Annotated in this window: 13 protein-coding genes, 1 tRNA gene and 1 pseudogene; 4 read left to right on the top strand and 11 right to left on the bottom strand. The window is 60.7% G+C overall.

Annotated elements, in window-relative coordinates; all coding sequences use genetic code 11:
- Positions 1–221 precede the first annotated feature (221 nt).
- From ACFOKF_RS02165 to yajC, 11 genes and pseudogenes are all read right to left on the bottom strand, one after another.
- Positions 222–419 carry a hypothetical protein gene (locus tag ACFOKF_RS02165; RefSeq protein ID WP_228228058.1) on the bottom strand — a complete coding sequence of 66 codons (198 nt, stop codon included), beginning with the start codon at positions 417–419 and terminating at the stop codon, positions 222–224.
- Positions 420–435: 16 nt separating this feature from the next.
- Entirely contained in the window at positions 436–837 is a 402-nt protein-coding gene (locus ACFOKF_RS02160; RefSeq protein WP_133084307.1) for a hypothetical protein, read from the bottom strand.
- A complete protein-coding gene (locus ACFOKF_RS02155; protein WP_133084308.1) occupies positions 830–1,150 on the bottom strand; it encodes a hypothetical protein in 321 nt (106 codons plus the stop codon). The genes ACFOKF_RS02160 and ACFOKF_RS02155 overlap by 8 nt, the downstream gene beginning before the upstream one ends.
- A 438-nt stretch (positions 1,151–1,588) precedes the next feature.
- Positions 1,589–1,816, bottom strand: a pseudogene (locus ACFOKF_RS02150) (magnesium chelatase domain-containing protein); the annotation flags it as partial.
- A gap of 23 nt (positions 1,817–1,839) precedes the next feature.
- Entirely contained in the window at positions 1,840–2,517 is a 678-nt protein-coding gene (locus ACFOKF_RS02145) for an RlmE family RNA methyltransferase (protein ID WP_298400455.1), read from the bottom strand.
- Positions 2,514–3,632: a Ppx/GppA phosphatase family protein gene (locus ACFOKF_RS02140; protein WP_380792762.1), complete on the bottom strand. Its 1,119-nt coding sequence runs from the start codon at positions 3,630–3,632 to the stop codon at positions 2,514–2,516. Before ACFOKF_RS02140 ends, ACFOKF_RS02145 begins: the two co-directional genes overlap by 4 nt.
- 275 nt (positions 3,633–3,907) lie before the next feature.
- Entirely contained in the window at positions 3,908–5,332 is a 1,425-nt protein-coding gene (locus ACFOKF_RS02135; RefSeq protein ID WP_380792759.1) for a M20/M25/M40 family metallo-hydrolase, read from the bottom strand.
- 80 nt (positions 5,333–5,412) lie between these two features.
- On the bottom strand, positions 5,413–5,808 hold the full coding sequence (locus tag ACFOKF_RS02130; RefSeq protein WP_380792756.1) for an Mth938-like domain-containing protein: 396 nt from the start codon (positions 5,806–5,808) through the stop codon (positions 5,413–5,415).
- Between the two features lie 8 nt (positions 5,809–5,816).
- Positions 5,817–6,803, bottom strand: coding sequence for a protein translocase subunit SecF (secF, locus tag ACFOKF_RS02125; protein ID WP_380792753.1), 987 nt, complete (start codon positions 6,801–6,803; stop codon positions 5,817–5,819).
- Between the two features lie 18 nt (positions 6,804–6,821).
- The gene (secD, locus tag ACFOKF_RS02120; RefSeq protein ID WP_380792750.1) at positions 6,822–8,420 is read right to left on the bottom strand and encodes a protein translocase subunit SecD; all 1,599 of its coding nucleotides are present in this window, start codon (positions 8,418–8,420) and stop codon (positions 6,822–6,824) included.
- A gap of 8 nt (positions 8,421–8,428) precedes the next feature.
- Positions 8,429–8,764, bottom strand: coding sequence for a preprotein translocase subunit YajC (gene yajC, locus ACFOKF_RS02115; protein WP_298400441.1), 336 nt, complete (start codon positions 8,762–8,764; stop codon positions 8,429–8,431).
- 185 nt (positions 8,765–8,949) lie between these two features.
- On the opposite strand from yajC, the gene ACFOKF_RS02110 reads away from it, so the two are divergent.
- From ACFOKF_RS02110 to ACFOKF_RS02095, 4 genes are all read left to right on the top strand, one after another.
- Positions 8,950–9,026, top strand: a tRNA-Pro gene (locus tag ACFOKF_RS02110).
- Positions 9,027–9,173: 147 nt separating this feature from the next.
- On the top strand, positions 9,174–10,403 hold the full coding sequence (locus tag ACFOKF_RS02105; protein ID WP_380792747.1) for a hypothetical protein: 1,230 nt from the start codon (positions 9,174–9,176) through the stop codon (positions 10,401–10,403).
- A gap of 10 nt (positions 10,404–10,413) precedes the next feature.
- Positions 10,414–10,875 carry a GIY-YIG nuclease family protein gene (locus tag ACFOKF_RS02100; RefSeq protein ID WP_380792744.1) on the top strand — a complete coding sequence of 154 codons (462 nt, stop codon included), beginning with the start codon at positions 10,414–10,416 and terminating at the stop codon, positions 10,873–10,875.
- A gap of 433 nt (positions 10,876–11,308) precedes the next feature.
- Complete coding sequence (locus ACFOKF_RS02095; protein WP_380792740.1) at positions 11,309–13,357, top strand: site-specific DNA-methyltransferase; 2,049 nt, start codon at positions 11,309–11,311, stop codon at positions 13,355–13,357.
- Positions 13,358–13,526: the final 169 nt, after the last annotated feature.

Raw genomic sequence — 13,526 nt, 5'->3', positions numbered from 1 at the left:
CTGCGGCGTCAAAACAGCATGAATTGATCGGGGCCGGGGAGGGTGCGCGTACCTAGTCGGAATGGTTCGAATAATGCTGCCACAAGAACACTTTCCAGAATTGGAGACGGATAGAAGGTGTTCTGGAGATAATCGAATGCGCAATCACAGATAAGTCGGTGATCGCGCGCCTTATTGCGGACATATATTCCACAATGCGTTTGGCCATTAAACGTACCCCGCTAGCGGCGCGCTTCCAGGGCTATGATACACACAGCATGGGAACGTTCGGCGATCCGCGCGAGTGCCGCCCGCTTTCGCGCCGTTCGCCGAAGCCCTGAATTGCGCATCGCTTCGGTGCGCTCGGGGCTATCCACGATGCCAAGCTCGACTTTGCGAGCGCGTATGCGCGCCAAATGCTCATCAAGGGTAACGATCATTTTTGCCCCTTTCGCATCACCAGCTTGGATCGTCCTCGACATCATCGTCGAGTTTGGGGATTAGTACCCTTACGTGCCGCATGGGAGTAAATTTCGCGGGCGCAAATCCATCTGAGTGTTGAGGACAGACAGTCGCGTAAAACCCATCAGTCGTTCGCGAAAGAACGGCAGGTTCCGCACATGTTTGACACAGGGTACGAGAACGAGCCGTAGCGGCGTCAGTAAGGGCAAAAGCTGGCTCGCTGTAAGCCTTCAAATAGACCCGCATCTCGCCAAATTTCTCTTTAGCTTGGACCACCGTTGCGGTTCCATCGACCTTTGCTACATCGTGGATCACTTGCCGATAGAGCGCTTGCCATCCGGTCGGTAGACCGACTGCCAATTCGAGATTCCTTTGGAGAATTTCATCCTCAGTCATCTCGACCCGCCCCTATGTTGAACATGTTGAATTCCATGTCCTCAGGCCGATCGCGGAACGTGATGGTCTCCGGCGCCTGAAGTTGTACAACGGTTGGAATGGCAGCCAGTTCTTCGCCTGGTATCGTCAACGATGCCATAAAGCCGTCACTGTCAACCGCTTGCCGTCGCTCTCCTCCGGCACTCCATGCAAGAAAATCGAGGGTGACGCTGTTTATCTTCGCGACGCCCTCTTCCGCGAGCACGCACATAGCTGCTGCTACAACCCGATCAAAATCCTCGGGCTTAATATTACCCGTAAACTCGATACGCATGCTCAGTCCTCCAACGCTGCAAGCAGGGGCGGACCGGCAGAGCCGGGTGTTGGTAACTTAGGCTGATGCTCCAAGCGCCGTCGCCTTTAGGCGAGCCTTGGACATGCGCGACGGCCACCCGGCCGCAACACTTTGCGACCGGCCATCAGCTAGAGAGGTTACCACGCCCCATCGTCAGGCTTACCACCAACGACGTCCGATCAGTCGCAGATTGGAGGCGCTACGGCAAGAGCTCCACTGTGTTCAAATTTCACCTTCGGAGCATGAATTCTTGCGGCCGTTTCCACGTTGGCTGCCGCGTCGGCAAAACATCTCAAAGGAAGAAACATACGTATGAATTGCAATGTCATCCGTGATCGCGAGCCATAGCACTGACTCGCAACGATTATTTCAATTACAGCCGAGCATACGAAAGTTCAAAAAGGGGAAAGAATGGTCTTCTTTAGGAAGGTCGGCCGGCGACAGATTTACCGTGATGCGCTTGGGCGGCAGCGACAGGCCGATCGCGGCGATGGCGTTGCGCACCCGCTCACGACTTTCCGCCACCGCCTTGTCGGGCAGGCCGACCAGAATGAAGTTGGGCAGGCCGGGGACCAGTTGGCACTGCACCTCCACGGCGCGCGCCTCCAGCCCCAGATAGGCGACCGTCGAAACCGTTGCGACCAAATGCCCCCATTCCCCTCTGGCGGCTACTCCGCCTGTTCGTCTGCGCGCCCCTTGAACCCCTGCGCCACGACATACCATTCGACGCTGCCCTTGCGGCTGGCGGGCGGCTTGGCATGTTTGATCGTGGTGAAATGCCTTTTGAGCACCGCCAGCAATTCGGTGTCGGTACCGCCGGCAAAGACCTTCGCGACGAAGGTGCCGCCCTTGCGCAGATTCTGCACGGCGAAATCGGCCGCCGCTTCGACCAGCCCCATGGTGCGCAGATGATCGGTCTGGGCATGGCCGACCGTATTGGCCGCCATGTCGGAAATGATCAGGTCCGGCGCCTGCCCCAGCGCTTCGCGCAGCAGGTCGGGCGCCTTGTCATCCATGAAATCCATTTCGAACAAAGTGACGCCTGGCAACGGATCGACCGGCAGCAGGTCGATGCCGACCACGGCCGCCTTCGGCGCCATCTTGCGCACCACCTGCGCCCATCCGCCCGGCGCTACGCCAAGGTCCACGACCGCCTTCGATCCCTTCACGAAATGAAATTTCTCGTCCAGTTCAATGAGCTTGAAGGCGGCCCGGCTGCGCCAGCCCTCCTGCTTCGCCTTGCGGACATAGGGGTCGTTCAGATGCCGCTCCAGCCAGCGCACCGATTGCGCCGTCCGTCCCTTGGCCGACTTGACCCGCACCTTGCCGGCACCCGTACCCCTCACATCACTCTCCCGTCGCGGTCCATCAGCCCGCGTAAAATGCCTTCACGAATGCCCCGATCGGCCACGCCCAGTCGCTCGGCCGGCCAGATGTCGAGGATCGATTCCAATATGGCGCAACCCGCCACAACCAGATCGGCCCGTTCGGTGCCGATACAGGGCAGCTTCTGCCGTTCGGCCAGCGCCATGCCCGACAAGCGGTCGGAAATGGCGCGCATCGATTCGCACGGCACGATCAGGCCGTCGATCGCCTGCCTGTCATAGCGTGGCAGGCCCAGATGCAGGCTGGCCAGCGTCGTCACCGTGCCCGATGTGCCGAGCAGGCGCATGCCCTGCGCCTCCTGCGGCAGCCGGCGGGCAAGCGGCGAGAAAGCTTCGGCCACGCGCGCGCGCATCCGGCCATAGGCGGCCAGACGCTGCGCCGGATCATCATGGTCGAACGCCTCGCTTTCCGTCAGCGACACCACGCCCCAGGGCGCGCTGACCCAGTCGACGATGCGCGGCGCACCATCGCCATGCGCGTCGACCAGCACCAGTTCGGTCGATCCGCCGCCAATGTCGAAGATCAGCGCCGGTCCGTCGCCCGGCTCCAGCAGCGCGTGACAACCCAGCACCGCCAGCCGCGCTTCTTCCTGCGCGCTGATGATGTCGAGCGCGATGCCGGTTTCCCGATAGACGCGCTGGATGAACTCCGCCCCGTTGGAGGCGCGACGGCAGGCTTCCGTAGCAACTGAGCGCGCCAGCGTCACATGGCGGCGGCGCAACTTGTCGGCGCACACGGACAGGGCGGCGATGGCGCGATCGATCGCCGCATCACTGATTCGCCCGGTCGCGGCCAGCCCTTCGCCCAGCCGCACGATGCGGGAAAAGGCGTCGACAACAATGAACCCGTCGGCCGACGGCTTGGCGATCAGCAGCCGGCAATTATTGGTGCCAAGGTCGATCGCGGCATAGGATCGCCGGTCGCGTGCGCCGTGAAGCGCGAATCCCCGCTGCTTGGACGGGGGAGGAATGGCCGCAGCCTTGCTCCCTTCACCCGGACCGGAGCGGACGCGCTTGCCCACATGGAGGCCGGTCGGGCCGGAACTCTGCGGCGATGGGCGGCTTTGCTGCACCATGCCGTAACTCACTTCTGCACTCGCCAGTCCCCAATGCGGGACCGGAACTTGCTTCCATGCTTAAGCAGATACGCACCAATGCGCAAGCAGCGGGGCGCCGCCCATCGCGCGCGACTCGCCATTGAGCTTGTTCAGATGCGTTTCACGACGCATGTCGGCGCCAGCCCACTCCCCAACCGGCCACCCAATGGAAACATCATAGGGGTGGCCGGGCGGGGGGATGGGCTGGCCCGGCCCCGAAATGCGCGCTTCAGCGCATTTCTCAAAAGACCATGTTACTGGGTGTAGCTTTTCACCAGACGATATAGGAAGGCGCGGCCGTCCATCAGCGACTTCACCCGGATGCGTTCGTTCAGGCCATGGACGCCCTGTCCATCGGGGTCGGCGAACATGCCCGACACGCCATAGGTGGGGATGCCCGCCGCATTGGTGAAGCGTCCGTCGGTCGCTCCGGTGGCGAGACGCGGGATGACCGGAACGCCGGGCCACATTTCCTTCGTCAGCGCCTCGATCGGCCCCATGATCTGGGGCGTCAGTTCCGGCGCGGAGGATTTGGGCTGGGGCGGATCGGCCAACGTCACCTTGACCCGCGGATCGGCCGCCACCTCGCTCAGCCGCGCCAATATGGCGTCGACGCTTTCGCCCGGAATGATGCGGCAATTGACGTTGGCCGTTACCGATTGGGGTTGGGCATTGGGGGCATGGCCGCCGGAGATCAGCGTCGGGATGCAGGTGGTGCGCAAAGTCGCGTTCCAGCTGGCGCTTTCGGCCGACACGGCGGCATAGTCCGCATCGCTCGCCTTGCCAGCGCCGATCGCCGCCATCGCCGCCGACACCTTGGCCGGATAGAGCGACGCCGACGCCCCGAAATAGGCTTTGGCCGCCGGGGTCAGATCGACCGGGAAATCATAGTCGTTCACCCGCGACAGGGCGGCCGCCATCCATCCGATCGCATTGACATGGGGTGTCTGGCGCGAACTGTGACCGCCGGGTGCGGTCGCGGTGAAGGTGAAGTCCTGATAGACTTTCTCGCCCGCCTGCACGCCCTGGCTCACCGGCTTGCCATTTTCGTCCAGCGATCCGCCGCCGCCTTCGTTGAGCGCCCAGCCGGCCTTGAGCGCATCGGGATGGTTCTTGAGCAGATATTCGACGCCGTTCAGCGCCTTTTCCGTTTCCTCGCCGCAGGTCAGCGCCAGCTTGATCGTGCGCTTGGGCTTGTAGCCTTCCGCCTTGTAGCGGATCATCTGGTCGGTGAAGGCGGCCGCCATCGCCTTGTCGTCGGACGTGCCCCGACCATAAAAATAGCCGCCCTCCTCGATCAGGGTGAAGGGATCGCGCTGCCAGTCGGCGCGCTTGGCCGCGACGACGTCGATATGGGCGAGAAGAAGGACGGCGGGCAGCTTCGCATTGCTGCCGCGCAGGATGGCGGTCAGATTGCCTTCCTTGGGGTGCGCAGGGTCAACGATGATCTGGATATCGCCATCGGCATAGCCCGCCGCCTTGAGCCGGGCCCCCATCCGTTCCGCCGCGATTGTACAACTGCCGTCGGGCCAGCTCGAATCGGTTTCCACCAGTTCCTTGTACAGGCCACGAAATTCGGTTTCGCCGCTGCGCGCCTGCGCATCAGGGGTGGCGGCATGGGCGCTGGCGGTGACGAGCAGCGCCGCCAGAAGGGCGGCGGCGGGACGGCGGAACGACATGAAAAAGCCCCCTTGGTTCAAAGAGGGGGCGACATTGGCCAAAGCGCGGGAGGAGGGCAAGGCCCCCTCTCCCGTCGCCATCACAGCGGCAGCAGCGCGGCGACGATCTGCCGTTCTTCGGCGCGCAGCACGCCCCAGGCGCGGGCGGCGGCGCGGCTGTCCATCGCCTCCACGCCGATGCCCAGCGCCTCGACCGCGCGGACAAACGCGCGTGGCGGCTGGCGCAGGCCCGCCCCTGTACCCAGCAACAGAAATTCTGGCCGGGGTTCGGTGTCGAACAGGTCGCCGAGCGCTTCGATCGTCAATGCGTCAACGCCGGGCGCATCGATCCACGCCAGCGCCCGCACCGGGCTAAGCAGCAGGCCGTCCGGGAATACGTCATCACGCACCCGGAAACCCCGCCCCTGAAAGCCGGTGACGATCGGTCCCTGACCGTCATCGTCCCGGCGCAGCTTGATGCCCTCATCTCTGGACATGGCGCCGGTCAGGGGCGTGCCCCATCATCGCGGGGACCAACACGCTCGGCATTGCCGGCATAGCCCTTCTTCGTCGCCTTCTTTTCCGCCGCCGCCGGGGTCAGCCCCAGCGAGATCAGCAGCGAAGACGACACATAGATGGACGAATAGGTGCCGACCACGACGCCCAGCATCATCGCGGCGGTGAAGCCGCGCAGCACATGGCCGCCCAGCAACAGCAGCGATCCCAGCGCCAGCAGGATGGTGAGCGAGGTCATCACCGTGCGCGGCAGGGTTTCGTTGACCGACAGGTCAATCAGCGCCTTCATGTCCATCTTGCGATATTTGCGCATATTTTCGCGGATGCGATCGTCGATCACCATCTTGTCGTTGATCGAATAGCCCACGATCGTCAGCACGGCCGCCACGATATTGAGGTCGAATTCCAACTGGGTGATGGCAAAGAAGCCCAGCGTCATCAGGACGTCGTGCATGATCGCGACGAAGGTCGAGACGCCGAACTGCCATTCATAGCGGAACCAGGAAAAGACCGCGATGCCGATCACCGCCAGCATCACCGCCAGCACGCCGGTCTGGATCAGTTCGCCCGATACCTTGCCCGACACCGTGTCATAGCGGGAGAAGGTGACGCCGGGGAATTCCGCCGTCATGGCGTTGCGGGTTTTTTCCACCACCACATTGGCCGCGCCGGCCCCGCCCTGTTCGGGCAGCGGCAGACGAATCTGCACCGTATTGGCGTCGCCGAACTGCTGGAGCGAGCTTTCGCCCACTTTCAGCCGATCGATCGTAGCGCGCACCTTGTCGGTTTCCACCGCCTGCGGGAACTTCGCCTCGATCATCAGGCCGCCGACAAAGTCGACGCCCATATTCAGGCCTTTGTGGAAGGTCGCGCCGACCGCCAGCACCGTCAGCAACGCGGTGAGCGCGAACGCCCATTTCCGCATCGCGACGAAGCCGATATTGGTGTTGTCGGGGACAAGCTTGAGCAATTTCATCGTTTCTCTCCCGCCCCGTCAGATGTTGATTTCGGTCGGGCGCTGGGTGCGCACCCAATGCGCCGCGAGCACGCGCGTGAAGGTCACGGCGGTAAACACGCTGGTCGCAATGCCGATCAACAGCACGATGGCGAAGCCTTTGACCGGGCCGGAACCCAGCGCGAGCATGATGCCGCCGGCAATGGCGTGGGTCACGTTCGCTTCGAAAATGGTGCGGCTGGCTTCTTTATAGCCAAATTCGATCGCCTGCACCACGCCGCGCCCGCGCCGCCGCTCTTCGCGGATGCGCTCATAGATCAGCACGTTGGCGTCGACCGCCGTACCGATGGTCAGCACGAAGCCGGCGATGCCGGGCAGCGTCAGCGTAGCGCCGAGGATGCCCATCACGCCCAGAATCACCAGCACGTTGATGGCGACGGCGATGTTGGCATAGACTCCGAAGCGGCCATAGCTCAGGAACATGAAGGCCGCGACCGCAACCACGGCGACGAGCGATGCGATCAGCCCGGCGCGAATCGAGTCGGCGCCAAGGCCCGGCCCAACCGTGCGTTCTTCCACCACGGTAAAGTTCACGGGCAGCTTGCCCGATCGCAGCGCGATGGCGAGCTGATTGGCGCTTTCCACGGTGAAGCTGCCGCTGATCTGCGCGCTGCCGCCCAGAATCGGTTCATTGATGTTGGGGGCGGACAACACCTTGCCGTCCAGGATGATGGCGAAGGGACGGTTCACATTCTGCGACGTCACCTGACCGAATTTACGGCCGCCCGCGCTATTGAAGCGGATGTTGACGATCGCCTGATTGCTCTGGTCATAGCCCTGCGTCGCGTCGGTCAGATCCTCGCCCGACACCATCACCTGACGATGCACCGCAATGAAGGGCACACCGGTCGGGTTGGCGGCATAAGGCAGGACTTCGCTGCCCACCGGCGCACGCCCCTGCGCCACTTCGGACGGGTTGGCGTTGATGTCGACCAGCTTGAATTCCAGCTTGGCGGTCTGGCCGAGCAGGGATTTCAGCGCCTTGGGATCTTGCAGACCCGGCACCTGCACGACGATGCGATTGTCGCCCTGTTGCTGAATCGTGGGCTCGCGCGTGCCCATTTCGTCGATGCGGCGGCGGATGACTTCGGTCGAAACCTCCATCGCGCTCTTGATCGCGCTCTTGATGCCCGCATCGGTCGGCGTGATGGTGACAGTGGAGCTGTTCACCACCTCGACATTGAAGTCGCGCTGGCCGGTCAGCCCGGCGCCCTGCGTCAGCGGGCGGATGCGCTCGACGGCGGCATCGACCTGGGCAGGATCGCGCACCATGAAGCTGAGCTTGCCGTCGCGGCTGGAAATGTCGCCGATCGCGATCTTCGGGTCGCCACGGCGCAGCTCGGTGCGGACCTGCTCTTCCATATTGGCGAGCCGCTGCTTGGCGACATCCTGCGTCGACGCCTCCAGCAGCAAATGGCTGCCGCCGGCAAGATCGAGGCCCAGATTGACGCGCGTGCGCATGAAGCCGGGCAGCTGCGCCACGGTCGCGTCAGGCAGGAAGCTGGGCACGGCGCACAGCACGCCCAGCACCAGCGGCAGGAGGATCGCGGCGACCGCCCAGCGCGAAAAGTTCAGCATGGGTCCGCTCAGTCGTTCGCAGGCTTGGCCGCGGCGGGATCGATCACGTCGGTCAGGGTCGACTTGACCGCCTTGACCTTCATGCCGGGCGCCAGTTCAACGTCGGCATAGACGTCATCGACGCGCAGCACCTTGCCGACCAGGCCGCCGCCGGTCACGACCTGATCGCCCTTCTTCACGGCGTCGATCCGGGCCTTATGCTCCTTCATCTTCTTCTGCTGCGGACGGATCAGCAGGAAATAGAAAACGATGAAGATCAGGACCAGCGGGGCCATCTGGACCACGATGCTGGCGCCGGAGGCTTGCCCGCCCGCGGTCTGGGCAAAGGCTGGGGTAATGAACATGGGTGGGACTGCCTTGTTTTCTGTCGGTCGCGGGCGCGGTTGAAACACCCACGGATCAAGGGCGGGCGGCTACCACAGATGCGCCCGGCGAGGCAATATGATTAGGGATTTGGGCCCATGCCCCAGAAAGCGGCGATTGAACGCTTGCAACTTGGCGCAGGGGCTTCTAAAGGGCGCCCTCCGGTCGGGACGTAGCGCAGCCTGGTAGCGCATCACACTGGGGGTGTGGGGGTCGGAGGTTCGAATCCTCTCGTCCCGACCAAATAAATCAACAACTTAGCCACACCTGCCCGCTGCCAAGGGCAGCGTGGGCAGGTCATGGGCAGGTGGCGCGCATATGCACTGGCATACGTCTGCCGAATCCCATTTTACCGTTCGCTTTCGCCTACGATGATGGCACGATGAACGGATGCACTGGCTTTCGTCACATAATCGTTCCGAATTTTTGGCCTGTCCGCAGCTAATTCGCTTTGAATACGGCAAGGGCAGCGATGGCTTCGAACCGACGCTTCTAATTAAAGGCAGCACTGTCCTTTTAAAATACGTCGTGCTTGGCGCACGGATGCAACTTGCCTTCGCCATCTGCGAAGGACGCTTGCTCTATGCGCTGAAGGTCTTTGACGACGGAAACGACGGCGGTATTCTCTGGTCGATTGCAGAACGCGACGCCGAATTGAATGGCATTCGCGGCTTGGTGCGGGGTGAACCGCTGGTTTCGTTCCTGTTTAACGAACTTGCCGTCAACGTCGCTTGGAATGACATGCCCACATTGAGCGGGCTGGACCGCCTTGCCACGTGGGCAGATAGTGCGGCGCTTGGTCGCGTGGATCATGCGGCGATGCAGGCGACGGTTAGCCCAATGATCGACCGGCTTCACCAGTCTGGCGTGAGCGACGATGAATGGTTGGTGCTAGAAGTCGGCGGAAGGTCCGATTGGAAAGCCGTCCATAACCATTTCATCACGGCGGGCGCTTCGTCCAGCCTCATTGATCTATTCGACAGTGACGAAGGCAATCAACAGGAGCAGCTTGGCGTTTGGCTCACCGACAACCTTCAGCCTTTTGACGTGTATCACAGCCCCCAAATTCCGAAGGGCGCTGGCACGCGCGAACTGATCGACATATTGCTTAGTCACGAGTTCGGCGCGGTGCTGATAGAATCGAAAACCCTTTCGATATTGGCGCGTGAACGCTTGCCTGATCGGGCGAAGCTTAAGCACGACGTATCCGCTCATATCAGCAAAGCGTTCGCGCAGTTGCGCGGTGCCATACGTTCGCTCAAATCCGGCGTCCCGGTGACAAGCGCGACGGGTGAAACGCTTGCCATCGAACGCGAAAAGCCCGCCCATGCTATCGTTCTCATTCCCGACTTGGAACTTGTTGAAGACCAAGCCGCCTATGGCATTGATTTCATCCGCGACTTCATGACCGCAACAGGCGCCTTCCCCCATTTGCTCGACATTTCAGAACTACTTCGTGTCGTTCAAGCCGCCGAAATGATAGCGGCGCGGGGCACGACGACCACGCCCATAATGGCGTTCGATTATTACCTTACCGAACGCGCTGAAAAGGCCGTGAACGCCGGAACGCTCTGCATCGAAGTGCTGCTACGCTTCGCCGACGACACGGCGGAGGGTTAAGGCGATGCAAGTGACGGGCAAAGCCGTCGAAGGCTTCGAATTTGCCTTCGTCGGCAACATTCAACCCATGCTTTCCGTCGATGGGGCGATCAATGCCCACATGCCCCAGTCACGATACGCAAATGTGCGAGGCGATCCCCTCAACCGCTACGGCGCTGGCCCATTCTGCAAATTCGTCATACCGCGCACATATCGGCAAAGCGGCGTCTATCTCGTTTTTGCTGGCGACGACCTAAAATACGTCGGCGAATGCGCGAACTTGTCCGCCCGGTTCAACGCTGGCTATGGCAACATTTCGCCGAAGAATTGTTTCAAGGGCGGGCAGGAAACGAACTGCCGTTTGAACAATCTGATTTACGTCGCGACGACCGGCGGCGAAGCGTTGACGCTGTGGTTCCATCCGACGCCCGACTATAAAGCCGTTGAAGCGACCCTTCGTTCGAAGCTTCGTGCGCCGTGGAATCGGGTCTAAAACCTACCCATGCCCTACCCTTTCCATCGTTGGAGAGTTCGAAGGTCAATACGTCGTTGATTTTGTTGAATTTGATTTGCGGATTTGCCCACATTCCATCGCACCATGCAGGCGAAGGAATATAGTTCGAAACGAAAAAGCCCGGCCCAACGCTGGCACCTACGTTGAACCGGGCTTCCCAAGCGCGACGGCACGGAAGGGAATGCCGACGCCGCGCTAACTGGTCGGGATGAAGGGCAATGTGACCTTGACTCGCTCTTTAGGCGTCAGGCGCGCACAACGCTGGCAAGCGGCTCCCGCTCAAACTAAGGTGCGGAATGCTCTGCCGTTTGACACCCCTTCTCCTATTCACTCCTGCCGGATTCCAACGACGCGAAGTCGACCTCGCCGCCGGTGCGAACCAACTGCGACGCCAAGGGAAAAGCCGTCTTTCATGCCTGAAATGAAGAAACTCGTTCTGAACGACCCTGATACCAGGAGCGCCGACATCATCGCCGCGAATGTCGATGCCCTGAAAATTTTGTTTCCTGAAGCCTTTGCGGAAGGGGTGATAGACTTTGACGTGCTCCGGCAGATGCTGGGCGATGCCGTGGGCGAGAAGGACGAGAAATACGGCCTCAACTGGCACGGCAAGCGCAACGCGCGGCAGATAGCGCTGACTCCGTCGAGCGGCACATTATTGCCTTGCCCGGATGATAGCGTTGATTGGGCCGGGACGCAAAATCTGATGATTGAAGGCGACAATCTCGAGGTGCTGAAACTCTTGCAAAAGAGTTACGCGCGGAAGGTGAAACTCGTCTATATCGATCCGCCATATAATACGAATGGGGATTTCATTTACCCGGACCGCTATGCCGATACGCTCAACGATTATTTGAGTTATACTGGACAGAAGGTCAACGGTGATTGGGCGGTGAGTGAAAGCGCCCGCGACACGGGGGGGCGCAAGCACTCCAACTGGCTTTCCATGATGCTTCCGCGGATTAAATTGTCCCATATGCTGTTGCGCGACGACGGCTTCCTGCTGATCCATATTGACGAGCATGAAATCGCGAACGCGATCAGCCTTGTTTCGGAGATATATGGCGAGGAAAATTTCCTTGGCCCTATCATATGGGACAAAAGAAATCCCAAGGGCGACGCAACGAAGATTGCAGTGCAGCACGAATATATTCTGGTCTTCGCCAAGCGATCGGACGTGGTGAAGGAGCTTCATCCGCTAAAGCGCAGCAAGGGCAATGCGGAGGCCATGCTGACCCGTGCGGCGCAGTTTTTTTCGAGGATAGGAAAGGAGATCGCGCCTGACGATCTTCGCAATGTCATCCGGGACTATCGATTGGACATCGACCCGAAGCAATATGCGCGAGCATATGGGCTGGGCGACGCCATTGCTGATTATCAGGCATGGCTTGCCAAGCAGGACACGTCCGGCGGAGAGGCCGCCTACAAATATATCGATGAGGATGGGGAGGTTTTCCGCACCGTCTCCATGGCCTGGCCAAACAAGAAGAAGGCGCCCGCGGAATATTTCATCCCGCTCATTCATCCGGTCACTGGTCAGCCATGCCCTGTGCCCGATCGCGGATGGCGCAATCCGCCGGAAACCATGCGACGGCTGCTTGCGGAGGAGCGGATCGTCTTCGGCAAAGATCATAGCAAGCAGCCTGAACGCAAATATTTGCTCAGGGAAAATATGGACGAGAATGTTCCCTCCGTCCTGCCCTATGGCGGAAGCGACGATGCATTGCTCGGCAGGATGGGGATTCCTTTCGACAATCCCAAACCGCTTGAGTTCGCCAAGCAGCTCATCAGGATATTTGCGGGGGACGACGGCATCGTGCTGGATTTCTTCGCGGGCTCGGGCACGGTCGGCCAGGCATGTTTGGAGCTTGCGCGCGACAGCGGGCGACGCAACCGCTTCATACTTGTCCAGCTGCCCGAGCCGATCGAAGGCCACAAGCGGTTCCGCACGATTTTCGAGATTACCAAACAACGCGTCAGGCAAACGTCGGACGCCATTCGCAACGGCGCCCAGCCCGCGAAAGGGGATTTCGGATTTCGCGTGTTCAGGCTTGCAACGTCGAACATCGTCGCATGGGAGCCCAACATGGCCGACCTCAATGGCGCCCTTTTCGCAAATGCCGAACATCTCGTTCCGGGCCGCAGCGAGCAGGACATCCTTTTCGAACTTCTGCTCAAGCTGGGCCTCGACCTTTGCGTTTCGGTCGAGACGAAGACTATCGACGGCAGCCAAGTCTATTCCGTTGGCGACGGCGCGCTGATTGCCTGCCTTGCGGACGGCATTGACCCGGATAAGGTGGAAACCTTGGCTGATGGCATCCTGGCTTGGTGGAAAGACCTTGCGCCCGCCGTTGAAACCCGCGCCGTGTTCAAGGATTCGGGTTTCGCCGACGACATAGCAAAAGCCAATATGGCGGCCATTCTCAGCCAGTCCGGCATTACCGATATTCGCAGTCTCTAGAGCATAATCCGTTCATACTGAATCGGATTATGCTCTATTTCTCTTTTACTTTCCGCATTTTCCGAGTCAGCAGATGATGCCATCTGCTTCGAACATGCTCTTAGAGCATCATCCGATTAGATCGAATCGGATGATGCTCTAATTTTCTTTTGTTTTCCGCATTCTGCGA

Source organism: Sphingobium rhizovicinum, from assembly GCF_042647625.1.
GTDB lineage: Bacteria > Pseudomonadota > Alphaproteobacteria > Sphingomonadales > Sphingomonadaceae > Sphingobium > Sphingobium rhizovicinum.
The sequence above is the reverse complement of the archived record's forward strand: the minus strand, read 5'-3'. Positions and strand labels throughout refer to the sequence as shown.

Excerpts from the sequence above, each read along its gene's own strand:
- ACFOKF_RS02165 (WP_228228058.1), bottom strand. The coding sequence starts at position 419 with ATGATCGTTACCCTTGATGAGCATTTGGCGCGCATACGCGCTCGCAAA.
- ACFOKF_RS02160 (WP_133084307.1), bottom strand. The coding sequence starts at position 837 with ATGACTGAGGATGAAATTCTCCAAAGGAATCTCGAATTGGCAGTCGGT.
- ACFOKF_RS02155 (WP_133084308.1), bottom strand. The coding sequence starts at position 1,150 with ATGCGTATCGAGTTTACGGGTAATATTAAGCCCGAGGATTTTGATCGG.
- ACFOKF_RS02140 (WP_380792762.1), bottom strand. The coding sequence starts at position 3,632 with ATGGTGCAGCAAAGCCGCCCATCGCCGCAGAGTTCCGGCCCGACCGGC.
- ACFOKF_RS02135 (WP_380792759.1), bottom strand. The coding sequence starts at position 5,332 with ATGTCGTTCCGCCGTCCCGCCGCCGCCCTTCTGGCGGCGCTGCTCGTC.
- ACFOKF_RS02130 (WP_380792756.1), bottom strand. The coding sequence starts at position 5,808 with ATGTCCAGAGATGAGGGCATCAAGCTGCGCCGGGACGATGACGGTCAG.
- secF (WP_380792753.1), bottom strand. The coding sequence starts at position 6,803 with ATGAAATTGCTCAAGCTTGTCCCCGACAACACCAATATCGGCTTCGTC.
- secD (WP_380792750.1), bottom strand. The coding sequence starts at position 8,420 with ATGCTGAACTTTTCGCGCTGGGCGGTCGCCGCGATCCTCCTGCCGCTG.
- yajC (WP_298400441.1), bottom strand. The coding sequence starts at position 8,764 with ATGTTCATTACCCCAGCCTTTGCCCAGACCGCGGGCGGGCAAGCCTCC.
- ACFOKF_RS02105 (WP_380792747.1), top strand. The coding sequence starts at position 9,174 with ATGCACTGGCTTTCGTCACATAATCGTTCCGAATTTTTGGCCTGTCCG.
- ACFOKF_RS02095 (WP_380792740.1), top strand. The coding sequence starts at position 11,309 with ATGCCTGAAATGAAGAAACTCGTTCTGAACGACCCTGATACCAGGAGC.